This window comes from Mycolicibacterium gilvum, from assembly GCF_900454025.1.
Classification (GTDB): Bacteria; Actinomycetota; Actinomycetes; order Mycobacteriales; family Mycobacteriaceae; genus Mycobacterium; species Mycobacterium gilvum.
On sequence record NZ_UGQM01000001.1, the window covers coordinates 5432774 to 5456183 of the forward strand.

The 23410-nt window shown below is 64.5% G+C and carries 22 protein-coding genes and 1 pseudogene; 9 read left to right on the forward strand and 14 right to left on the reverse strand.

Going from position 1 to position 23410, the window contains the following annotated elements:
• Positions 1-134 precede the first annotated feature (134 nt).
• Positions 135-1531: pseudogene (locus DYE23_RS25545) on the forward strand (IS1380 family transposase).
• 458 nt (positions 1532-1989) lie between these two features.
• On the opposite strand, the gene DYE23_RS25550 reads toward DYE23_RS25545, so the two are convergent.
• The 5 genes from DYE23_RS25550 to DYE23_RS25565 all read right to left on the reverse strand — a co-directional run bounded on the left by DYE23_RS25550 (position 1990) and on the right by DYE23_RS25565 (position 6095).
• Positions 1990-3282, reverse strand: coding sequence for a PucR family transcriptional regulator (locus DYE23_RS25550; RefSeq protein ID WP_078290120.1), 1293 nt, complete (start codon positions 3280-3282; stop codon positions 1990-1992).
• An 18-nt stretch (positions 3283-3300) separates the two neighbouring features.
• Positions 3301-3600: a hypothetical protein gene (locus DYE23_RS30670; protein ID WP_131805205.1), complete on the reverse strand. Its 300-nt coding sequence runs from the start codon at positions 3598-3600 to the stop codon at positions 3301-3303.
• 466 nt (positions 3601-4066) lie between these two features.
• Positions 4067-4966 carry an alpha/beta fold hydrolase gene (locus tag DYE23_RS25555; RefSeq protein WP_011895462.1) on the reverse strand — a complete coding sequence of 300 codons (900 nt, stop codon included), beginning with the start codon at positions 4964-4966 and terminating at the stop codon, positions 4067-4069.
• A gap of 52 nt (positions 4967-5018) precedes the next feature.
• Complete coding sequence (locus DYE23_RS25560; RefSeq protein WP_011895463.1) at positions 5019-5453, reverse strand: PaaI family thioesterase; 435 nt, start codon at positions 5451-5453, stop codon at positions 5019-5021.
• 48 nt (positions 5454-5501) lie between these two features.
• Positions 5502-6095, reverse strand: coding sequence for a TetR/AcrR family transcriptional regulator (locus DYE23_RS25565; RefSeq protein ID WP_011895464.1), 594 nt, complete (start codon positions 6093-6095; stop codon positions 5502-5504).
• Positions 6096-6275: 180 nt separating this feature from the next.
• Here DYE23_RS25565 and DYE23_RS25570 point away from each other — a divergent pair, with 180 nt between their 5' ends.
• The 3 genes from DYE23_RS25570 to DYE23_RS25580 are packed head-to-tail and all read left to right on the forward strand — an operon-like array spanning position 6276 to position 9474.
• Positions 6276-7769 (forward strand): acetyl-CoA acetyltransferase, encoded by a 1494-nt coding sequence (locus DYE23_RS25570; protein ID WP_067992167.1) that lies wholly within the window; start codon positions 6276-6278, stop codon positions 7767-7769.
• Positions 7766-8863, forward strand: coding sequence for a zinc-dependent alcohol dehydrogenase (locus tag DYE23_RS25575; RefSeq protein WP_043985022.1), 1098 nt, complete (start codon positions 7766-7768; stop codon positions 8861-8863). Before DYE23_RS25570 ends, DYE23_RS25575 begins: the two co-directional genes overlap by 4 nt.
• A 35-nt stretch (positions 8864-8898) precedes the next feature.
• Complete coding sequence (locus tag DYE23_RS25580) at positions 8899-9474, forward strand: carboxymuconolactone decarboxylase family protein (protein WP_041800308.1); 576 nt, start codon at positions 8899-8901, stop codon at positions 9472-9474.
• Between the two features lie 31 nt (positions 9475-9505).
• Here the strand turns inward: DYE23_RS25580 and DYE23_RS30675 are convergent, their stop codons facing one another.
• Both DYE23_RS30675 and DYE23_RS25585 read right to left on the reverse strand, forming a co-directional pair.
• Positions 9506-10054, reverse strand: coding sequence for a hypothetical protein (locus DYE23_RS30675; protein ID WP_052537336.1), 549 nt, complete (start codon positions 10052-10054; stop codon positions 9506-9508).
• A gap of 179 nt (positions 10055-10233) precedes the next feature.
• Complete coding sequence (locus tag DYE23_RS25585; RefSeq protein WP_011895469.1) at positions 10234-11103, reverse strand: metal-dependent hydrolase; 870 nt, start codon at positions 11101-11103, stop codon at positions 10234-10236.
• Between the two features lie 102 nt (positions 11104-11205).
• Between DYE23_RS25585 and DYE23_RS25590 the strand changes: the two genes are divergently transcribed.
• Entirely contained in the window at positions 11206-11847 is a 642-nt protein-coding gene (locus DYE23_RS25590) for a TetR/AcrR family transcriptional regulator (RefSeq protein ID WP_011895470.1), read from the forward strand.
• Positions 11848-11938: 91 nt separating this feature from the next.
• Here DYE23_RS25590 and DYE23_RS25595 read toward each other — a convergent pair whose 3' ends face one another.
• A complete protein-coding gene (locus DYE23_RS25595; RefSeq protein ID WP_085981140.1) occupies positions 11939-12580 on the reverse strand; it encodes a TetR/AcrR family transcriptional regulator in 642 nt (213 codons plus the stop codon).
• A 373-nt stretch (positions 12581-12953) separates the two neighbouring features.
• Here DYE23_RS25595 and DYE23_RS25600 point away from each other — a divergent pair, with 373 nt between their 5' ends.
• Positions 12954-16040 (forward strand): MMPL/RND family transporter, encoded by a 3087-nt coding sequence (locus tag DYE23_RS25600; protein ID WP_067992162.1) that lies wholly within the window; start codon positions 12954-12956, stop codon positions 16038-16040.
• 503 nt (positions 16041-16543) lie between these two features.
• On the forward strand, positions 16544-16972 hold the full coding sequence (locus tag DYE23_RS25605; protein WP_115328473.1) for a PPOX class F420-dependent oxidoreductase: 429 nt from the start codon (positions 16544-16546) through the stop codon (positions 16970-16972).
• Between the two features lie 9 nt (positions 16973-16981).
• On the opposite strand, the gene DYE23_RS25610 is transcribed toward DYE23_RS25605, so the two are convergent.
• The 6 genes from DYE23_RS25610 to DYE23_RS25635 form a co-directional block, all read right to left on the reverse strand.
• A complete protein-coding gene (locus tag DYE23_RS25610; RefSeq protein ID WP_115328474.1) occupies positions 16982-17752 on the reverse strand; it encodes a sulfite exporter TauE/SafE family protein in 771 nt (256 codons plus the stop codon).
• 19 nt (positions 17753-17771) lie between these two features.
• Complete coding sequence (locus DYE23_RS32085; protein WP_011892258.1) at positions 17772-17936, reverse strand: DUF8730 family Cys-rich protein; 165 nt, start codon at positions 17934-17936, stop codon at positions 17772-17774.
• 94 nt (positions 17937-18030) lie between these two features.
• Positions 18031-18315 (reverse strand): muconolactone Delta-isomerase, encoded by a 285-nt coding sequence (gene catC / locus DYE23_RS25620; protein ID WP_115328475.1) that lies wholly within the window; start codon positions 18313-18315, stop codon positions 18031-18033.
• Positions 18316-18322: 7 nt separating this feature from the next.
• Positions 18323-19201, reverse strand: a complete 879-nt coding sequence (catA, locus tag DYE23_RS25625) for a catechol 1,2-dioxygenase (protein ID WP_115329105.1) — start codon at positions 19199-19201, stop codon at positions 18323-18325.
• Between the two features lie 27 nt (positions 19202-19228).
• Positions 19229-20332: a mandelate racemase/muconate lactonizing enzyme family protein gene (locus tag DYE23_RS25630; protein WP_115328476.1), complete on the reverse strand. Its 1104-nt coding sequence runs from the start codon at positions 20330-20332 to the stop codon at positions 19229-19231.
• Positions 20329-21240 carry a LysR substrate-binding domain-containing protein gene (locus DYE23_RS25635; RefSeq protein ID WP_115328477.1) on the reverse strand — a complete coding sequence of 304 codons (912 nt, stop codon included), beginning with the start codon at positions 21238-21240 and terminating at the stop codon, positions 20329-20331. Before DYE23_RS25635 ends, DYE23_RS25630 begins: the two co-directional genes overlap by 4 nt.
• A 251-nt stretch (positions 21241-21491) precedes the next feature.
• Between DYE23_RS25635 and benA the strand changes: the two genes are divergently transcribed.
• Entirely contained in the window at positions 21492-22862 is a 1371-nt protein-coding gene (gene benA, locus DYE23_RS25640; protein WP_013472947.1) for a benzoate 1,2-dioxygenase large subunit, read from the forward strand.
• A gap of 1 nt (position 22863) precedes the next feature.
• Positions 22864-23403: a benzoate 1,2-dioxygenase small subunit gene (gene benB, locus DYE23_RS25645; protein ID WP_011892252.1), complete on the forward strand. Its 540-nt coding sequence runs from the start codon at positions 22864-22866 to the stop codon at positions 23401-23403.
• Positions 23404-23410: the final 7 nt, after the last annotated feature.

Genomic DNA, 23410 nt, shown 5'->3' on the forward strand with positions numbered 1-23410 from the left:
GTCGGATGTTCTTATCCTCGATCCACCGATGAATTGGCTGGTCGTGGGGTGTCGGAATGAGGAAAGTGCCCTCTGAGCTGCGATGATGAGTGTTCTCTACGCACTTATCGGCACAACTCGGAAAGGCACTTCCGGTGCAAGTGTCCCATAGGTTCGCCGCATCGTCGGCGGTCTTCGATGATGAGCGTCTGGTGTCGTGCGCAGGCCTGGTACCGGTGATGGCCCTTGCCGAGCAGACCGGACTGTCATCGTCATTGGCCGACAAAGTTCGGTTCAGCTGCGAGCGGGTCAAGTCCGGTGCGGCCAATCCGTCGCCGAAGCTGACCACGCTGATCGCCGGGATGTGCACCGGCGCGGACAGCATCGACGACCTCGACGTAGTTCGTAGCGGCGGGATGAAGACCCTGTTCGGCGAGGTGTACGCCCCGTCGACCATCGGAACCTTGTTGCGGGAGTTCACCTTCGGCCATGCCCGGCAACTGGAGTCGGTGCTCAGTGAGCACGTGGGCGCTCTGTGCGAGCGTGTCGATCTGTTGCCCGGCGCCGACGGGCGGGTGTTCATCGACATCGACTCACTGCTGCGCCCGGTCTACGGCCAGGCCAAACAAGGTGCGAGCTACGGCCACACCAAAATCGCCGGCAAGCAGATCCTGCGCAAGGGTCTTTCCCCGTTGGTGACCACCATCAGCACCGAACACTGCGCTCCGGTGATCACCGGAGCACGACTGCGGGCGGGCAAGACCAACTCGGGCAAAGGCGCGGCCCGCATGATCGCCCAAGCCGTCGCCACCGCCCGCGGCGCCGGTGTCACCGGGCGCATCCTGGTGCGCGGCGACTCGGCCTACGGCAACAGCAGCGTGGTCACCGCCTGCCGCCGCGCCGGTGCCCGGTTCTCGCTGGTGCTGACCAAGACCGCCGCAGTCGTCGCGGCCATCGCCGACATCAATGACACCGCGTGGATCCCGGTGTGCTATCCCGCCGCGATCCCGACACCGGTGCCTGGATCTCCGATGCCGAAGTCGCCGAAACCACCTGCACCGCTTTCAGTTCCACGAAGACTCCGATCACGGCACGGTTGATCGTGCGCCGGGTCAAAGACGCCCGATACCCCGACGCCCTGTTCCCGGTCTGGCGATATCACCCGTTCTTCACCGACACCGACGAACCCGTCGACGTCGCTGACATCACTCACCGCCGCCACGCGATCATCGAAACCGTGTTCGCCGACCTCATCGACGGACCCCTGGCCCACATGCCCTCGGGACGTTTCGGGGCGAACTCTGCCTGGATACTGTGCGCGGCCATCGCCCACAACCTGCAGCGCGCCGCCGGCATCCTGGCCGGCGGTGCACACGCGGTGGCTCGCGGCGCCACCCTGCGCCGACGCCTCATCACCATCCCGGCCCGACTGGCCCGCCCCCAACGCCGACCCATCCTGCACCTACCAGCCCACTGGCCGTGGGCGACGCACTGGCTCCGATTGTGGCGCAACACCATCGGCCACAGCCCGCCAGCAACCGCCCCCACCTGACCAATCCGCCGAAAGGCCACGACCGGAGCACACAGGAAAAAGCTGGACAGACCAGCCGATACCCCCTGCTCACAGCCAGCAAGCGACCACCAAACCATTCCAGCCTCAGCCACGACAGCTCATCGGTGGATCAAGGCTTATGCCTCCTGGTTGTCTGGGCCGACAAGTCGCAACCTGCGCCACGACTCGCCTGTCGCCTTGCGCGATGGGTGCTTGAGCGTGTCTGACGTCGATGAGCTTCGGTGAATGGGTTGCTTCAGCTCCGTACGGCGGCGATCGACGACTCCACTCGATCAGCCTGCCCGCAGCAGAGCCCCGCGGCAGCGTCGAAACATGAATCGAACTCGGATTATCAGGCCGGGCGGCGCCGGATCGTCGCGCTGACCATCCTCAGATTCGGCGTGTTCGTCAGTAGACGGCACAGTTACGCAGCAAGGGCGTTCGCGGGACACGAACGACTAGGACCGCCCCAAGGCTTGTGTTGGGTTCAGTGCTACTTCGCCGAGCCAATAGCACATCAGTAGGGCGACCTCGACGTCTAATCGTTCCGCGGCGATCGGGCGACCGCGGCGCTCGAGTGCTCGATTTACGCGATACTTGACGGTATTGGCGTGTATCTGCAATTCGTTGGCGGCGGCTTTGAAGCTGGAACCGGCACGCAAGAACACCCTCAACGTGTCTCGTAGACGCTGGTCCGATGCAGTGTTCTGAGCCAACGGGCCCAGCACATCGTAAATCCATTCCTTCAGAGTCGCGTCATCGGTCATCAGCATCGAGGCCAGGGCCACACCGGGATCTCGTGCAGCGACGATCCGGTGCCGTGAGGAGCCGTCGGCTGCCACCGCGACCACACGGGCCTGCTCAGCCTGTCGGTAGGTGCGGCGGAAGCCTTCAATCCCCGGAAGTGGTTCACCGACGGAAAGTCTTGGGCCGTCAGGTTGAGCCCGGACGAAGTCGCGCAGCTGCGATAAATAGTCCGACGGGCGGTGAACCGTCATCCATGCGCATCCGACGAGGCGGTCGATGGAGAAGTAGACCGATTGCTTCGCTCCAGTGGCGGAGACCGCGTGTTGCATGAAGCGCTCCATGGCGATGAACTCGTCGGTGTCGGCGCCCGCATCTCGGTCGAGCCATACCATGAGAGCCACATGCGTTGCGCCCAAGAAGTACCTCATAGCCGACGACGCTTCGGTCAGGTCTACGTCGCGTCCGTTGAGGATGTCTCGAATGGCTTGTGCACGCAAACTTCGTCGGCGCTCGTCCCACTCCGCGCGTTCAGTCTGATATGTCTCCAAGACCTGCTCAGACATCCAGTCGATGTAGCGGAAAGACACACGGGTGATGTGTTCAATGAGCGCCAATTTCTCCTCGGGCGGTAGGTCCGCGCTCCGAAGGCCAGCGATGATGAGGTTCAATCCATACTGGTGCCCGAGCCTGTATGCCCGCAGCAGCGCGTTGACGGGTACCTCGCGTTGCGCCATCCTCCGGGCGTGTTCAAGGGCGGCCGTCGGTGACTCCATGCGGTCGAACGGGATCGAGTGACGGACGACGGAGAACCAAGTGTCTACGTTCGCGGCGACGGTGTCACTCAGTAGCTCTTTGAGCTGTTGATCGGCAGCGAGTTCGGCAACTTGCTCAATCAGAAGGCCATGTATGGACTCGGGCAATTCTCTGACGAGGTCGCCGAGGTCTCGGAATAGGTGATGAACCGCGTGACCGGGGGTGTCTTGAACTTCGGATGAATCAAGCACAGCTGCGACCGTACTCGATTACTTGTCTTTGCGAGACAACAGACGCCCGCAGGTTCGACCCTTCGAGACATACCGATCGCGGATCCGGGTATCTACGCTGTTAAGGAGCGGTGAGCCACGTTTTACCATTTCAGCAGCCGAACGAGGCATTGCTGTGGGCCACGGCGAACGGATGCGCGTGAAGAGGAAGGCGGAGGCATGAGTTGTCTGCTCGCAATAACCTTGTTTGCGGCCTTCGCGGCCGGAGCAGCCCCATTGCGAGGAACGATCAGCACCGCCCTGGCCGCAATAGACGACTTTCTCGATCGTTTCGGCCACGAAGTTTCCGGAACTGCTCATGCGAAGGAACGCCCGCCGCTCTGACGAGGTGGTCGAATCGGGCGCCGGATATGCCCGCCCGCCTCCCGCATACCGAAGCTGAAGCCTGGATAGCAGTAGGCTGTCCTCTGGACTCGCCCCCGGCCGTCGACTGACTCCAAGATCCCAACAGCAGCGCCGATCTGATCCGGGTCGCCCCGGCGGCGGGTGTGTTCGTCAAGGTGTGCGGGCACTGGTTCGGAGAACTCCGACCGCTCGATCCGACCTGGACAGCGCCCACCAGCAAAATGCTTCGGTTCGAATGATAATTCGGCCCAGGCGATGGTCGAACCATACGGTTTGGCATCGCTGCCTTCGGATGCGCCGATACTGCGCCGCCGGGGTTCCGTTCATGGAGGTAGTTCTGACACCTCGACAACGAACCAGAGTGGCCGGGCCGCGGCCATCGCAGGGCCCTGAAAGACGCTCAGTCCGACGAGTCGTTCAGCGTGCGGTCGAGAAAATCTGCGACTGCCGAAGTGAAGGCGTCGTTGTCGTCGCCCGCAACCATGTGGCCCGTGCCCGAAACGTCGACAGCCTCGGCGTGCGGTACGACTTCGAGGAACTCCTCGACCGACTGCTGCGACGTCACGTCGGAGTGAACGCCGCGAATGAGAAGCGTTGGTGCTCGCACGCGGCGGGCCCCTTCGATGAGAAGGTCGCTTATGGCGCCGAATTCTTTGGCACCAGTTGCTGGGTCGCCCTGCAGGAACTCGAAGTTGGAAGCTATGAACGCCGGATCCCATCGCCAGATCCACCGACCGTCGTCGCGCTGCTGCAAGACCTTTCGGAGACCGTCCAAGTTCTTGGGCCGAGCGCGATGCCGGTTGTACTGGGCAATGACGTCCGCGGCCGCGTCGAGCGTATCGAATCCGTCGGGATGGGCGCCCATGAAAGACACGACGCGGCGTGCTCCGTGAAACTCCATTCGCGGAGTTATGTCGACCAGTACGACGGCTCCCCACAGATCGGCAGGCGCCACCAAATGCGTTCCCAACACCGTCATGCCGCCCAAGGATGCGCCAACGACAGCTGGCGGGCGGCCATCGCTGGCATATCGGCGAATCGACAGCAGGTCGGATGCAAGTCGGTCGAGATCGTATCGACCATCGGGGTCCCACTCGCTGTCGCCGTGACCGCGGGCGTCGTAAGCGACGACGGTATACCCGCGCGCGTGTAAGCGGCGCGCGGTAGTCGCCCAGGCATGGCGGTTCTGTCCACCGCCGTGCAGCAGTATGACGACCGCGCGGGCGGATTCGTGTCGGTAGACATCGGCTGCAAGGGCGGTTCCGTCTTCGTTGCGGACGCGCTCGAACGTTGAGGTCATTTGCTGTGTCCTCGATGGTCGCCTTGGGCAGCGTTCTCGTTCCGCGACCGGATCACGAGGCGCTCTGGGCGACGACGGTCACTGTTCCCTGTGCGGCGCATACCGGGCGTCCCGTATTGGTGATGTCGATCCTGGCGACGCCGCTACGCTTCCCCAGCGCGATGATGTCGGCGACCGCAACGCAGACTCCACTGGACACCGGACGTAGGAGGTTCAGTTTGAATTCGGTTGTGGCCACCCATGACCCAGGTGGGATCACCGGATAGAACACCACGCCCAAGCAGTGGTCGACCATCGCTGACAGGCATCCGCCATGCAGAGTGCCGAAAGGAGTCAACAAATCGGCTCGGGCGTCCATTTCCACTACCAGTCTCCCGGCGGAGAACTCGATGTGGCGGAAGTCCAAGTACTTGGCGAGCCCTCCCGAGGTTCCCCCCGCGTGCTGGAGCTCCTCGGCTATTTGCTTGTTGAACTGGGGGAAGTCCATGGTCAGCGCCTCGTTTCGTTCAGCGATACCGATGCCATCGCTGAGACACTACTCCGCAGTTGTCGCAGCAATGCAACTGTGAGTGTCGGCCAGTAGCGCGGGAAGCAGGAATCGGCGCAAGAAAGCATCGATTCCTTCGGGGCTGCGGTGCCGGGGGCCGCGAACCGCGAGCAAGCTGAGGATGATGCGCAAAATCCATTCGGCGGCGTCATCGACCGAAACGCCGGCTTCGAGTTGATGCCAGTGTGCGGCGAACACGGGTCGCAGAAACTCGGCGACGAGTTCGAACAGCGCCACCGACGTTCCCTCGGCCAGTCCCACGCCGGCGAGTTCATCGTCGCTGGCGAAGAGCATGCCGATTATCGGTTCGCGGCGTGCCGCGCGCACCGTGACTGCAACGAAGTCCAATATGGCAGAGCCCAAGTCGGTGTGCGCCAAGATCCGTCCGCTGGTGCGGTGCAGGTAGCGTTCCGCTGCGCGGACGATGACACCGGATACGACGGATTCGCGACTAGCGAAGTAGCGATAGACCGTGGCGCGCGATACGCCCGCATGCCTGGCGATATCCTCCATCGTGGTGCCCGACAGCCCCTTGCCTTGCAGGCACGTTTCGGCGGCGTCGAGTAGGCGATCGCGCGCCATATCGCGGTTTCGCCCAGGAGTCGCGTCGCCCCGCCGCAACGATCTCTTCGTCACGGGTACGAGTATGCCCTGTCAAGGGACCCGCTCTGTCGAACACCCGCGGTTGTCGCATGGAAACGGATGTGACAATATCGCAGTCGTGTCGCATAGAAGACCTCGACGATGAGCGTGATCTGACCGTTGGCCATCCCACCACGCACTCCGGTTGTCGTCGGCGTCGGTGAACTGACACATCGCGGTGAAGGCACCGTCGATCCCATCGATTTGGCCGCCGAGGCCGCGCGTCGAGCGCTGCATGATGCTTCGGCCGCGATCGGGCATCGCATCGATACCGTGGCGACGCCCGGAATCTTGATGATCCCACGCGACAACCCCGCGTCGAGGATTGCCGAAGCGACTGGGCTGACGCCGGATCATCGCATCAGTTGTCCGGTCGGCGGCAACACCCCCCAGTATCTGGTCGAGGTCCTCGGCCGCCGCATTTGGCGCGGCGTCAGCGACGGGGCTCTGATCGTCGGAGCGGAAAGCGGCGCGTCAGCACGCAAAGTCGCATCCGGTAGCGCACTTTTGGAGCCCAAACCCATCGCAGCACAGGACGAGTCACTCGGTGACACCCGCCCGGGACTGAGCGAAGCCGAGGTGGGCGCCGGGTTACATTGGCCGCACGAGGTGTACCCGATCTTCGAATCCGCGATCGCGGCCCGATCAGGCCGCACATTCGACGAACAGCGCCGCTGGCTGGGTGACTTGATGGCTCCGTTCACGGTTGAGGCGTCCCGACATCTCGAGCAGGCCTGGTTTCCGCGTGCCCGTAGCGCAGACGAGCTCAGCACGGTCTCCCCGGCTAACCGGATGGTGTGCGAGCCGTATCCGAAGCTGCTCAACAGCATCATCGCCGTGGATATGGCTGCCGCTTTCGTGATCATGGCCGCCGAAGTCGCCGAGGAACTCGGAGTGCCCAGTGATCGTTGGGTCTTCCCGTGGTCGTCGGCCACATGCAACGACGTGTATTTCCCGGTTCAGCGGCCTGATCTGGGTCGTTCCGCCGGAATAAGGGCCGCCGGCAAGGCGGTATTGGCGGCCAGTGGACTTCACATCGACGACATTAGATGGTTTGATTTCTACTCTTGCTTTCCTTCCGCGGTCGAGGCGGCGATCGACGCCTTGGATCTCGACCCGGCGGATGACCGCGGGTTCACGGTGACCGGCGGACTGCCCTACCACGGAGGGCCGGGTAACAACTATGTCAGCCATTCGATCGTCGAGATGGTGCGACGCTGCAGGAGCGACCCGGACGCCGTCGGGCTCGTGTCCGGACTGGGCTGGTACATCACAAAGCACTCGCTGGGTCTGTGGTCGGCGACTCCACCGCCAACGGGATGGCAGACTCCGGACATGGCCGATGCGCAGTCTGCGATCGACGGCACCTCCCTCCCGGTCGCTTCTCCCGCCGACGCATCCGGAGAGGCGACCATAGATGGATACACGGTCGTGCACGACCGTGACCAAGGCCCCTCCTGGGTGCCGATTTTCGCGCGCATGACCGACGGCCGCCGCGTCGCGGCGCGCAGTGACGATGCCGAGGTGGCGGTGGCAATGTCACGAGACATGTGCGTCGGACACCAAGTCGCCGTGCGGCAGGCGGACGGACACGTCGAATTCGAACTGTCGTGAACGCCGACGCGCTCGTGCTGACCAAGCCGCGCACCCTTGAACGGCGGCATCTTCCGGTGCCGCGCATCGACGACGAGTCCGGTCTCCTGCGGATCGAGGCGTGCGGGCTCTGCGGAACCGACCACGAGCAGTTCAGCGGACACCTGCCGACGGGGTTCGCCTTCATCCCCGGACACGAGATCATCGGCGTCATCGAGGGAATCGGTGACGCCGCGCGCGAGCGTTGGGGCGTCTCGGTGGGTCAGCGAGTCGCCGTCGAGGTGTTCCGATCGTGTCGGGAGTGCGACTCGTGCGGCCGCGGCGAGTATCGCAGGTGCTCGAGCAACGGCCTCGCCACCATGTTCGGCTTCGTCGACGTGAACATCCCGCCCGGCCTGTGGGGAGGCTATGCAACCCACCTGCATCTGCCGTTCGATTCCATGCCGTTGCCGGTCCCGGACGGACTCGACCCGATCGTCGCGACGTTGTTCAATCCGCTTGGGGCAGGGATCAAATGGGCTGCCATGTTGCCCGAGACAAGCCCGGGCGACGTCGTCGCGGTCCTCGGACCAGGGATCCGCGGGATTTGTGCTGCCGTAGCCGCCAAGGAGGCCGGAGCGGCATTCGTCGCGATGACCGGGGTCGGCCCTCGCGACCGAACTCGGCTAGCCGCAGCCCACCAGTTCGGCGTGGACCTGACCATCGACGTCACCGAAGACGACCCGGCGCAGGCCCTGCAAATGGCGACCGGCCGGCTCGCAGATGTCGTCGTCGACGTCACCGCGAAGGCGCCAGCCGCATTCGCGGACGCCGTCGCACTCGCGCAGCCCGGCGGACGCGTGGTGGTCGCGGGCACACGCGGCGGCGGCGGAGCGCCGGGCTTCGAGCCAGACCTGCTCGTATTCAAGGAACTACGCATCTTCGGTTCGTTGGGGGTCGACTACCCCGCCTACCAGAGCGCCATCGAGCTGCTGGTCTCTAGGCGTTGGCCCTTCGAAGAATTGCACCGCGAGATCACCGGTTTCGCCGGCCTGCCCGGGCTGCTCGACCTTCTGGCCGGCAACGAGCCGGACCGGGTCCCCGCTCTGCACAACGTCTTTGTGCCGATCGCCTGACAGCGCCAACTAGCGCCCAACCGGAAGGATCCACCGTGAGCAGCCAAAGCCGGGTTGACATGCTTGCCCTGACAGATGCCCGCGAGCGCGCCGCTCAATGCGGGATTCCGGACGCCATGGCTGAACTGTCTGTTTTCAGGATCGCGCTTCATCAGCCCCCTGTAGCCGTCGCATTGCATGGAATGCTGGAGGCGTTGCTGTGGAAAGGCGCGCTGGATGCGCGGCTACGGGAGCTGATCATCATGCGAATCGGCTGGGTCACTGATTCGGTCTATGAGTGGACGCAACACTGGAGGGTTGCCCGCTTGCTCGATGTGCCCGAACGCGACCTGCTCGGGGTGCGCGACTGGCAGAACGCCGGCCACTTCGGCGAAGCCGAGCGGGCGGTACTGGCGGCGACAGACGAGACGTTGCGTGACGGCACCATCTCGGATGAAACCTGGGCTGAGTGTCAGCGCGCGTTGCACGGGGACCCGGCCGTCCTCGTCGAACTCGTCGCCGCGATCGGGAATTGGAGATTGTTCTCAGCGCTGCTGCGGTCCTTGCACGTGCCGCTAGAAGACGGCCTCGAAGGATGGCCCCCTGACGGAGTTCGACCCTCCGTTGACTGAAGGGTGATCGGCTCGCCATGTCGACTCCGTGCTATGACTCTGCCCCTAGCACCTGTTGGTCGGGATCTGACGATGTCGAACGGTCGGGCGGTTGCATCTGCAGACGGCGATTCCACCACCGAGGATTGCGCCGGGCCTGAAGACTGAGCCGACGGAATTCCATCCGCTGCAGTCGAAGGAGAACTGGAACACCCAGCAGCGGGACGATCGCACCACGGACCGCACCTCGGCGACCATTCTCCAGCAATCCGGCTACAGCACTGAGCCCCGAAATGTAAAGAATACCGTTGTAAGGCACCAGGATTGGGCCGCATAGTCCTTCGCACTCGGACAGGCTTGGCACACCAAATCTCCAGCGCTTCGGCCAGTGTATGAAGTGAGCCAACACGGTCGTCAGGAACAGGCCGTTCACAACACCGAGGACAGCCTCGTGACGCTTATCGGCACGTTCCGCCATGCGAAGTACTACTGCGGTGCTCATGCCCCAACCCGTCGCTGCCGGCACCGGACCAATCACCGACGCGAACGGCATCGCAACTCCGGACAGCAATTCGTAGAAGACATGCGCGCTCGCTGACACGGCGCCAACTTGTGTGCAGATTTGCCGGGACGTCTTCGGACGCTGACGGGACGGCGGTAATGGCCCTTCCGCCCGCATCAGCGGAATGCCTGAACGCGCGATGCGGCCACGGCGCAACGCACTTCTTCGTGAAGAGGTCGTTCCATATGGCGGCTTTCACCACAAAAGTACTTGTCGACCTACACGTTACTCCGTAGCTGTTGGCCGCCATCGGCGTCGAAGAGTTCCTTGGTCCAACGTTCGAGGATTTCTGCGCTATCCCAGTCGTCGGGATGGAACCCGGCGTGGGTGTAGGAACGGAAGCGCTCAATCGCTGCTCGGCTGAACAGCGGGTTATGACGGAAGGCTCGAAGGCTGCGCAGCAACCGCACCGGGTTGTAGGCGGCACGATCGCCGGCCAGAGAGCGGGTGGTCTGGATGACCAACTCGGTGAACAATAGGAGACTGGCGATCCGCATTCCCCAGACCCTGGTGCGTTCGCTTCCACCGACCGTCTCGTAGACATCGAAAGCGACGGCCTTGTGCTCGCATTCCTCCAGTGCGTGCCAAAGCAGAATCGGCCGCACCTCGGTGTAGCCGATCAGTTCTTGAGCTTCGTCGCTGGTGAGAATGATCTCGGCGAATGTCGCCGTGTAGTGCTCGAGGGCTGCCGTCACAGCCAGGCGCATCTTGGGAGAAAAACGCTTCTCGAGTCGGCCAACCAACTTCTTGATATGCCGATCGATCCCCTCGGTGGGATAGCCCATCGCTTGAAGGCGATCGTTGAGCAGCCGATGCTGGTGCCGGTGGGTGGCCTCTTGAGCGATGAATCCCTTGACCGCCTCCTTCAGGTCAGCGTCGCTGATGTGGTCCCGGTACTCGCGGACTGACCGGATGAAGAAGTCTTCGCCTTCGGGGAACGTGGCCGACAAGGTGGACACAAAGTGGCTCATCACCAAGTCGCCATCGACGAAGTGCTGCCGACTGGTCTCAGCAGGCATGTCGAATCGGACACGGCGGGGCTTCGGGACGACCCGCGTGGTGGGCCGTGTGGACGAATCGTCGCTCATGTTGTTCTCCTGTTGTCATGGGCACTGATGATCTGACTTTACGCCTAGTCAGAATTAGATGGCAAGCTATGCGTTGTGCGATCGGTGCGGGTGTACAGCGGGATGTCCGCCGAGGAGCGTCACCGGAACAGGCGCACGCGTCTCATCGAGGCCGCGATGGAGTTGATCGGCACGCACGGCGTTGCCGCCGCCACGGTGACTGCCGTATGCGCTGAGTCCGGCGTGACGTCACGCTACTTCTATCAGCATTTCCCTGACAGAGACGCCCTCTTGCGAGCTGTCTACCAGCAGCTCTACGCAACCTTCCAGGAGGTGATAGTTGACGCGATCCCCGATGCCGGCGCCCCACCCGAGGTGCTCGCGTACGCGCCGATCCGCGGGCTGGTCAGCATGATCAACAATGATCCTCGACTGGGTCGGATCTTGTTCGTGGAATCTGCAACGGAGCCGCTGCTTCGGGAGTTACGCAGCGACATGATGACCGGTTTCACCGACCTCGTATTGCGTGAGGCCAGACTTCACCTTGACATCGCCGACTCCGCAGTGGGCGTTGCCCATTTGGCCTCGACATTGGGTGTGGGTGGGTTATTCGAAGTCTTGCGCCGCTGGCTCGACGGAGAACTCGAGTTCACCACCGATGAACTCGTTCAGCACTGCGCAGGTTTCCTGGGCAGCCTCGGCAGCTATGTGCTGCTGCAGAACGCAGTCGAGTCGGCCACGACCAAAGCCAAACCTCAGAGTTAGCTTCTGGCGCCTCCCGGCCGCGCTTCGCGAATGTCGAGGTGCCTCCGCTTGCTTCATTCCGGACTGAACACATGAACGCCGCTGTACAACATTAGAGGCCAGCGTCGTCGACCAAATAACGTTCGGCGAGCGTCTCGGCAAGCCGACTCGTGTGCTCCACGATCTCCCCCTGGATGACGTCAAGCAAACCTGCATGCCATGCGGTGATCAATTCGACGAAGCCACCAACGGCCACCAGTGTGTCCATCCGAAGGGCGGTTTCATCGGCTTCCGGCCTCAGGTGTGGCTCACTGGCTGCGATCACCAGGTGTGTCGCCTCCTGCAGTGCGACAGCGCGCCGATCCTGAAGCGGGGAACTGCCCACGTGTTGAGCCAGTAGAATCTTCGCCCTGCCCGGATCCTCTGCAATCCGGTCGACCACCGCGGCGATGGTCACGCGGATGGTCTCCATCGGCGGCTGCCCGATGCGTTCTGCGAGCGTCGCAGAAACCTCACCGAGCATCTCGTTGCGCACGCCGTCCCATGCAGCGACAAGTAACTCGTCGCGGGTCTTGAAGTCTTCGTAGAAGTAACGGTCGTTCAGGCCGGTTTTGGCGCACACTCCTCTCATCGTGACTGCTGCCCAACCGCTTTCACTCCAGATTTCCGTCGCGGCATCAATGAGGCGCTGACGGCGCTCCGCCCGGCGTTCAGCACCGGTACGCCCGCCCCATCTCTTCGACCGCGTCCGCACATGTCCATCTTGGCAAGCCACAGTAGGTCGCAACACTTTGGTAGCATCCGCCCCCAATGGGGGCGCGTGCCACCATAGGACTCCGCGGAGGGCAGCGATTGACGATCAGAACGCTCAAACTTCGAGTTCTCAGAGACGTGGCAGCGGCTGTCGTCATTCCCGCCCCCAGCAGTGATCGTGCGGCACTGGCGACGGTGGCGGTAGGAGGCGCCCTGCACGCCGTGCAGGTATTCGCGGCCGACTGGCCCGCCGCAATCCCGTAGGGAGTCGACTCATGACGCTCTTGAGCGAGGCCCCCACCGGTCGCCGTCACCACTTGCACTACGTGCGGTAGCGTACCGATACCGGCAGTATCGCTACCAGTGGAGGCCAAGTGACCGACGGCAGTGCAGATGCCCCAAGCCAGGCCAAGCGGCCTGGTCGGCGCGCCAACGGATCCACCGACCCGGCCGACACTCGCGAGTACAGCGAACGGTTGGCGACCCTGGCCCGGTTCACCCTCCGACACAAAGCGCTCGTCATCGGGGTATGGCTAGGCGCCGCGGTGGTTCTCGCGCTGCTGTTCCCACAGCTGGAAACCGTGGTGCGCCAACAGTCGGTGGACCTCATTCCTCGCGACGCCCCGTCCTTGCAGACGGTTGACCGCATGAGCGCCGCGTTCGGCGAAGAAGGCTCGAAAACCATGGTGTTCGTCGCCATGGAAGACCCCACTGGCTTGACTCCAACTGCACGGCAGCGCTACGGCGAACTCGTGCGCCGGTTGCAGGCCGAGGGCGACCACGTCCTGCTGGTGCAGGACCTGCTGGCCGATCCGATTACCGAAGCTCAGGCAGTCAGCGCCGACCGCAAAGCCTGGTATCTGCCCGTCGGTGTCACCGGCACCCTCGGAGACCCCACGGCAGCCGAATCCTTGAACGCGGTGCGCGACATCGCCGCGGAGGTGTTCACCGGATCGACCACGACCGTCCAAGTGACGGGACCACCGGCGACCTTCAGCGACATGATCGCCTCCGCCGAGCACGACCTGCTGTTGATCTCGATCGCTACCGCCGGCGTGATCGCCCTGATCTTGCTGATCGTCTACCGGTCAGTGTTCACCGCGCTGTTGCCACTGCTGGTAATCGGGTTGAGCCTGGCGGTTGGGCGCGGCGTGCTATCCGCCCTCGGCGAGATGGGCATGCCGGTCTCCCAGTTCACCGTCGCATTCATGACGGCGATCCTGCTCGGCGCCGGAACTGATTACACAGTTTTTCTGATCAGCCGGTACCACGAGCAGCGCCGCGCCCAAGTACCCGCCGATCAGGCGATCATCCACGCCACCGCCAGCATCGGGCGCGTCATCCTGGCGTCCGCCGCCACCGTGGCACTCGCGTTCTTGGCCATGGTCTTCGCGCGGCTCAGCGTCTTCGCCGCCCTGGGCCCCGCGTGTGCCATCGCCGTGCTGTTCGGATTTCTGGCGACCGTCACCCTGCTGCCACCCGTGCTGTCGCTAGCCGCCAAACGCGGCATCGGTGAACCCAAATCCGATCGCACCCGCCGCTACTGGAACAGCGTCGCCGTCGCCGTGGTCCGCCGTCCGGTGCCACTGCTGATCGTCAGCCTGGCCATCCTGCTCGCCCTGTCGGCAGCCGCTGCGACCATCAAAATCAGCTACGACGACCGCAAGGGACAACCAGACACCACGGCCAGCAACCAGGGCTACCAACTTCTGGACCGCCACTTCCGCAAGGACGTCGTCATCAGCGAGTTCCTCGTCGTAGAGAACCCGACCGACATGCGGACCGGGAGGGGGCTGGCCGATCTCGACGAGATGGCCTCTCGCGTCTCCCAGATCCCCGGCGTCACCAGGGTGTCCGGAGTCACCCGCCCCACCGGGGAGCGCCTCGACCAAGCAGAACTGGCCTGGCAGAACGGCCAGATCGGCGAGAAAATGGCCGGCGCGGTCGCCGAGGGCAACTCACGCAAGGACGACCTCGCCAAACTCACCGGCGGCGCCGACCAGCTCGCCGACGGCCTCGCCCAACTCGATGGCACGGTGCGCACCGCCCTCGCGCCACTGGCCGGAATCCTCACCCAAGCTCAATCCGCGGGAACTCAGGTCAACCAGTTCCGCCCACTGCTGCAACAACTTTCCGCCACCGCCCCCGCCGTCGACCAAGCCATCCAATCCGGCCCAGGACTGCGACCGCTGGCCAACCAGGCGCAGAACGCGATCACCCAGCTCGATCCACTCGTGGGCGCGCTCAACACCTCACCGTGGTGTGCCGCCACCCCGCAGTGCGCCCAAATTCGTGACCAGGTGAAGATTTTGGTCAGCCTGCGCGACAGCGGATTCTTCGACCAGATCGCCGACCTCGGGGACCGCTACGATCCCGCGACCAATGCCACCGTTGGTGGCACCCTCTCCAACGTCCAGAACGCAGTCGCCTCGCTGGACAAGGCATTCGGAGCCCTCGGTGACCCCGCCGACCTAGCCACCAATCTCCGCCGATTGCAGGAGGGAATCGGACAGCTCGCCTCCGGCGCTCAAGCACTCGCGACCGGTGTCCGCACCCTCGCCGACAGCAACATCGAAATGCTGTCCGGTATGAGCCAGATCGCCACCCAACTACAGAATTCCTCACGCGCAGCGGCGGACTCCGACTCCTCGAGCGGTTTCTACTTGCCCGCTAATGCATTCGAGAACCGGCAATTCACCGATGTTGCCAAGCAATTCCTCTCACCGGACGGCAAGACCGCGCGGTTCATGATCGAAAGCAGCCACGACCCTTACAGCGTCGAAGCCATGGAGCTCGCCAGCCGCATCACCGACACCGCCAACACCGCACGACCCAACACGTCGCTCGCCGACGCCACCGTATCCGTCGCCGGCTTCCCCGCCGTCAACTCCGATATCCAACGATTCCTATGGGCCGACTTCGCACAACTGGCCGTCGCCACCATAATCATCGTCGGCGTCATCCTGGTCCTACTGCTGCGCGCACTCCTGGCACCGCTCTACCTCTTAGGCACCGTCGTGCTCAACTACCTCGCCTCGCTCGGCATCGGCGTTGTGGTATTCCAATGGGGACTGGGCTACGAAATCGCTTGGCCCGTACCATTACTGGCATTCATCATCCTCGTCGCCGTCGGCGCCGACTACAACATGCTGCTCGTCTCACGGCTCCGCGAAGAATCCGGGACCAACATCCGCGTCGGCGTCCTGCGCACCGTGGCAAACACCGGAGCCGTCATCACCTCAGCTGGTCTGATATTCGCCGCCAGCATGTTCGGCCTCATGGTCGGCTCAGTCGCAATCATGATCCAAGCCGGCCTCATCATCGGCTTCGGATTGCTGCTCGATACCTTCCTCGTGCGCACCCTCACCGTGCCCGCCATCGCCACACTTCTACGCGAAGCCAGCTGGTGGCCTTCCAAAGCAACGCGGACCCCAGTAGCTGACACCGCCACGCAGAAATAAGGAGCAACGCACTACTAGTGGAAGCGAGGAATGCGAGGAACGCGAGGTCCATTCGCAGACGTGATCTTTGGTTGCGGATCCGTCGTGATCTGGTGTTGCAAGCCCGTCGAGTAAGCGTCCAAACTGACATCCTGATTTCAAGGTTCCCGCTCTCGGTAAATCAAAGGCGGCCTTGACCACCAAGGTGTCTCAGTCCGCAGGCAGTCCGCAGTAGATTTTCGCGACTCCTGCGCGCGCCAACCCACCCAATGCAGCTGAGCTGGGAAAACTTACGCGGGCCAACGTACCCAACGTCATCAAAACCCCAGGTGGCGTGGTTCGGGACGAAGAGGTCGTGGGTTCGAATCCCGCCACCCCGACTCGTGTGAACAGCGACAGGCCCTGACCGGATATCTGGTCGGGGCCTTTTGCTTTCCGCAGCGCTCGATCGGGCCATGTATGAGCCGGCCGAACCCGGGCATCCCCCGCAGGGCCACATGCCCGCCCCGTGACAGGAGAACCCGATGTCCTCGACCCTCACCGACGACGCCAAGACGATGTTGTCCAAGCCCAATCCCGCCGTCATCGCCACCGTGCGCAGCGACGGGCATCCCGTCTCGGCGGCGACGTGGTACCTCCTGCGCGACGACAGGTTGCTCGTCAACATGGACGTCGCCCGCAAGCGGCTCCAGCATCTGCGCAACGATCCCCGGGTCTCGCTGACCGTGCTCGACAGCGACGACTGGTACACCCACGTGACGGTCATCGGGCACGTCACCGAGATCTATGACGACGACGGCCTCGCCGACATCGACGCGCTGTCCCGGCACTACCAGGGCACGCAGTACCCGGACCGGGAGCGTCCGCGGGTCAGCGCACTGATCGCGATCGACCGGGTGCACGGCTGGGGAGCGCAGAAGAACAACGACCAACCCGACGGACGTCCGAAGTAGGCGACGCGGCTATCTCAGGAAGATCGTGTCGATCAGCACGTAGCCCGCGACGACGAACACGAGGTAGGCGAACCAGCGCTGCAGCCTTTCGGTGTCGGTCCTGGTGCCGACGTAGCCCGCGATCAGCGAGGTGACCATCGCGGCGGCGACGAACAGACCGGTGACCTGCCAGTCGACGCTGATCGACTGCAGGTGGGAGAAGATGCCGGCGACGGAGTTGGCGATGATGATCAGCAGCGAGGTGCCGATCGCGGTGGACATCTCGACTCCCAGCACCACCACCAGTGCGGGGATGATGAGGAACCCGCCTCCGACGCCGAACAGGCCGGTCAGCAGCCCGACCACCAGGCCCGCCCCGATCGAGCGGGGTGCACACCGGCGCCAGTTCACCTTTCCTTCCCGTATCTCGCAGGCGGTTCCGGTGGAGCTCTGGTCGGTCAGCATGCGGATGCCGGCGACGACCATCACCGCCGCGAAGCCGATCAGCAGCGCGGATTCGGGCAGGTGCCTGCTGATCGCGCTGCCCGCGAGGGTCGCCGGTATCCCGGCGGCGGAGAAGATGCCGGCCATCCGCCAGCGGACCTGCCGGGCGCGGATCTTGGGTAGCACCCCGACGGCCGAGGCCGCCGCGACGACGATCAGCGAGATCGGGATCGCCTGTTCGACTCCGAGACCGAGCCCGTAGACCAGGGCGGGTACGGCGAGGATCGATCCTCCGCCGCCCAGCAGTCCGGGCAGGACGCCGATCAGTGCGCCGAGCGCCACTCCCACCGCGATCACGACGGGTCGGCTACCCGGTTCACCGCCGCCAGAATCCGGACCCTGTTCGGCGCGGCTGCTCGGTCTTGCGGGGACACCGGCACTGCTGCGCGGCCGGCACTTCGCGCATCACGTCGTCGACGTGTTGACCGCACCCATCCCATGTCGTCTTTCCGCAGGCCTTACAGGTCACGGCGTAACACATGACCGCCTCCTTTCCCGTCGGGAACTCTCGATCCCACCATAATACCCCCACGGGTATTCCGGCCAGATCAAACGGCGGTCCGGAGTCCGCGCCGCTACCCCGCGTTGACGTCCGACGGGTGCACCGCGAGCGGTGTCACGTGGATCGCCATGTACGGGAACAGCGGCAACCCCGAGAGGATCTGGTGCAGTTCGTCATTGGAGTCGACGTCGAAGATCGAGTAGTTCGCGTACTCGCCGACGATGCGCCAGATGTGGGGCCACTTGCCGTCACGCTGCAGCTGCTGTGAGTACTCCTTCTCACGATGCACCGTCTGGGCCCGCACCTGCGGGTCCATGTCGGGCGGAATCGCGACGTCCATCCGAACGTGGAAGAGCATAAGCGCATCACGCCTTCGCCGGGTCGAGGACGAAGTTGTAGACGACGCGCTGCGAGCCGTCGGCCTGCTCGGTGGGGTTGAGGATCAGTTCAGGCTTGACGGCCCCGGCGATGTCGTCGTCGTTGTGCGGGTCGCCGGGGAAGTACAGCTGCGCGGTCAGCAGCTCATGGCCCGGAGCGGACACCTTGACGTGCAGGTGCGCCGGACGCCACGCGTGCCAGCCTGCCGCGGCGATGAGCTTGCCGCAGGAGCCGTCGGTCGGGATCTGGTAGGGCGCTGGGCGAATGGTGTTGATCTCGAACACACCGTCGGCGCCCGTGCTGAAGGACCCGCGCAGATTCCACTCGGGCAGGTTCGGGGCGAACTGCGAATAGAAGCCGTCGGCGTCGGCGTGCCAGAGTTCGACCTTGCCCTGCAACGGCGTCCCGTCGGTGGAGGTGATGACGCCGTCCCAGACCAGGGGTGTGCCCTGCTCCGCGTCGCGCATCGGAATGACCCCCCGCGCACCGCATTCGGGTGAGTTCGGCACGTAGTAGGGGCCTTCGATGGTGCCCTTGCTGCCCTCACGGTGGTCGGTCGCCACGTCTTCGACGACGTGCTCCACCCAGACGTCGAGGAACAGCGGCCATTCGCCGTCGGCGCCGACGCTGATCAGCCACGCCTTCAACGCGTTGTACTCGTCGTAGGTGACGCGATGGCGGCGGATGGTGTCGTGGACTGCTGAAAGCACCTCGCGTGCAAGCAGATCGACACGCTCCTTCGGGGTGTCGCGGACCGCGTCGAACGGTGACTTGTCGGACCGGAAGCGTTCGGTGGCCGAGGCCCCGGAGGCGGCGGCGGAGGCTTCGGACGAGGTGGTGTCGATCGGGCTCTCGATGGTGGTCATGGCTGTGTCCTTCTGGTTCATCGTGTTTCAGTGATCGGTGCGGTAGTGGTCGAGCTTGTCCGGGTCGATCTCGATTCCGAGGCCGGGTCCCGGCGGCACGTGCAGTCGTCCGTCGCGGATGCGCAACGGGTAGGCGAGCAGGTCGTCGGACATGTCGAGGAAGTTCGACAGCTCACCGGCCCGCCTCGACGTCAGCTCGAACGCGGCGCCGAACGCCACCGCGCAGGCGGTGCCGAGCTGGCCGTCGATCTGGTTGCCCATCACGACCTCCAGGCCGAGCCCTTCGGCGAGGTGGTGGACGCGCCGGGATCCGGTGAAACCGGTGCGGGCGGTCTTGATGCTGATCGCGGTGGCCGATCCGCCGAGCACCTCGCGGGTGACATCGGCCGGTGTCGGCACGGATTCGTCGGCGATGAAGGGGATCTCGGTGTGTTCGACCAGCCACCGCCGGCCCAGCACGTCGTCGGCGGGGCACAACTCCTCGGCGAACAGCAGGTCGAGATCCGCCATGTCCTTGAGTGCGCGCAGCGATTCCGACGCGGTCCAGCCGCGGTTGCCGTCGACGTAGAGCTCGACGGTGTCACCGAAGCGCTCCCGCAGGGCCCGCACCACCGCGGTGTCCAGCGTGACGGGGCGCCGGCCGACCTTCACCTTGAACGTGGAGATGCCGTACTCGTCCCGGATGCGCTCGGCCTCGGCGACCATCGTGTCGGGGGTGTCGAAACCGAGCATGTGGCTGACGCGCATGTGGTCGCCGTAGCCGCCGAGCAGCGCGCTGACCGACAGGTCGAGGCTGCGACCGAGCGCGTCCCAGATCGCCATGTCCACTGCGGCTTTCGCGGTCGGGTTGCCGACGGTGCGGGCCAGCCGCGCGTTCACCACCTCGCGTTCGGTGAGCGTGAGGCCCACGATCTGCGGGGCGAAGATCTGGCGGATCACCGCGAGGATGCCGTCCTGGGTCTCGCCGTAGGTGAAGGGGCGCGGCGGCGCCTCGGCGACACCCACCACACCTCCGTCGGTGTGCACCCGCACCAGTACGTGCTCGGCGGTGTGCACCTCGCCGGAAGCGAACTTCAGGGGTTTGGTGTAGGGAATGGCGAACGGGATCGCCTCGACGGCAGTGATTTTCACGATTGCTCCTGGAGTGCGGAATGGTCGAGGGAGGTCAGGGCGCCGGCGAGCACCGCGACGACCGCGTCGACCACCGGGTTGTCGACGCCGTCGCGCCAGGCGAGCGCCAGGTCGACGGTGCCGCCGTCGACGAGGTCACGGAACACCACGCCGTGCAACGGCAGCGCCCGCACCGACGCCGGGACGACGGACACCCCGAGGTCGGCGGCGACGAGCGCGAGGAGGACCGCGGTACCGGGGGCGCTGTGTTCGCGGTGCGGCACGAAACCGGCCGCGCGGCAACTGCGCGTCACCGCGTCGTTGACGGCCGAATCCTGGCCGGTGTAGCCGATGAAGGGTTCGCTGCGCAGGTCGGCCAGCGACACCACCGGCTCGGCGGCCAGTCGGTGATCGGCGGACACGGCGAGGACGAGGGGCTCCGCGGCGATGGTGCGGGTCGCCACGTCCCCACCGACCGCGGGCGGGCGGAGCACGCCGACGTCGAGCGCGCCGGTGCGCAGTCCCTCGCACTGGTCGGGGGTCAGCAGGTCGGCGTGGATGTCGAGCGCCACCGCGGGCAACTCCTGCCGGACGATCCGGGCGATCTTCGGCAGGTGGGAGAACGCCGCCGTCCCCGTCAGACCGAGCCGCAACAACCCGCTGCGGCCGGCGGCGATGCGGCGCACCCCTCTTTGCGCCGCATCGACACCGTCGAGGATCCGCGTGGCCTCCACGCGGAGGAACTCACCGGCCGGCGTCAACGCGACGTGACGGGTGGTCCGGGTGAACAGGGTGGCGTCCAGGCTGTTCTCGAGTTGCCGGATCGCGTACGACAACGCCGGCTGCGCGATGTGCAGCTGCTCGGCGGCCTGCCCGAAGTGGCAGGTCTCGGCCACCGCGAGGAAGTAGCGCAGGTGACGCAGCTCCATGGGTGGCTCCTTGATCGTCCGGTGGGCGCCAGGTGTGTGGCGGATCGTTTGTCGGCCGTCCTGTGACCGCCGACACCATTGACGGTAGACCCGGCATCCATACATGACAAAGACCTGTTGGCCGGGTTTTGAATGAATCTATTTATCAATCTGCGTCCAGGTCAGGACTGGGCATAGCCCTAGTGTGACCGCCACCACTCGCTGCCAGTGTGCAGATAGACATCACTCACGAACCCCAGCGGAGGTCCCCGATGACGCAGACGACGGCATCACCCCAACCCAGGACGCACCTGGCGGCTGTCCTCGCCGACGCCGTGATCGACGACCCGGAGGCCGGCGTCTTCCGGGCCAACCGGCGCATCTTCACCGACGAAGAGATCTTCGAACTGGAGATGAAGCACATCTTCGAGGGCAACTGGATCTACCTGGCGCACGAGAGCCAGGTCGCGAATCCGGGTGACTACTTCACCACCTACATCGGGCGCCAGCCCGTGGTGATCACCCGCTCCAAGGACGGCAGCCTGAACTGTCTGATCAACGCGTGCGCGCACCGCGGCGCGATGATCTGCCGGCGCAAGACCGACAACCGCATGACACTGACGTGCCCGTTCCACGGCTGGACGTTCCGCAACGACGGCGCGCTGCTCAAGGTGAAAGATCCCGACGGCGCCGGCTACCCGGAGGCGTTCAACGTCAACGGCTCGCACAACATGACGACGGTCGCACGCTTCGAGAGCTACCGCGGCTTCCTGTTCGGCAGCCTCAACCCCGATGTGCTGCCGCTGACCGAGCATCTCGGCGACGCGACCAAGATCATCGACATGCTCGTCGACCAGTCCCCCGACGGCCTGGAGGTGCTGCGCGGCTCCTCGACCTACACCTACGACGGCAACTGGAAGGTCCAGGCGGAGAACGGCGCCGACGGCTACCACGTCACCGCGACGCACTGGAACTACGCCGCGACCACGAGCAGGCGCGGGACCGGCGAGTCCAAGAACGAGACCAAGGCGCTCGACGCCGGCGGCTGGGGCAAATCAGGCGGCGGCTACTGGTCCTTCCCGCACGGCCATCTGTGCCTGTGGACCTGGGCCGCCAACCCGCAGGACCGTCCGCTGTGGGACAAGCTCGACGAGCTCAAGGCCACCCACGGTGACGCGAAGGGCGAGTTCATGGTCAAGGGGTCGCGCAACCTGTGCGTCTACCCGAATGTGTATGTGATGGACCAGTTCTCGACGCAGATCCGCCATTTCCGGCCGATCGCGCCGGACAAGACCGAGGTCACCATCTACTGCATCGCTCCCAAGGGTGAGAGCGCGCAGGCCCGCGCCAACCGGATCCGTCAGTACGAGGACTTCTTCAATGCCTCCGGCATGGCCACGCCCGACGACCTCGAAGAGTTCCGGTCCTGCCAGTTGACCTTCCGCGCCGAGGCCGCGCCGTGGAACGACATGAGCCGCGGCGCCCAGCACTGGCTCGACGGTCCCGACGACGTCGCCCGCTCGCTGGGGCTCGACGCGGTGATCTCGGCCGGGGTCAAGAACGAAGACGAAGGGCTCTATCCGGTGCAGCACGGGTACTGGCTGGAGACGATGCGCGCCGCGGCGCAGAAGGAAGCTCGCTGACATGACGAACACTGACATGACCACCATCGAGACAAACACCGGCACAACGACACTCATCACCCAGAACGCCATCGAGCAGTTCCTGTATCGCGAGGCCCGCTATCTGGACGACCGTGAGTTCGAGAAGTGGCTGGACTGCTACGCCGACGACGTCGTCTACTGGATGCCGGCGTGGACCGATGACGACAAGCTCGTCGAGGATCCGCAGCGCGACATCTCGCTGATCTACTACTCGAACAAGGGCGGCCTGGAGGACCGGGTGTTCCGGATCCGCACCGAGCGCTCGTCGGCGACGTCGCTGCCGGAACCCCGGACCAGCCACAACATCTCGAACGTAGAGGTCATCGAGCGCCGCGGCGACATCGTGGACGTCCGGTTCAACTGGCACACCATGTACTTCCGCTACAAGACCGTCGACCCCTATTACGGCACCTCCTTCTACACCATCGACTTCGGCGGCGAGCAACCGTTGATCCGCCGCAAGACCGTGGTGCTCAAGAACGACTACATCCACCACGTGGTGGACGTCTACCACTTCTGAGGTGAGC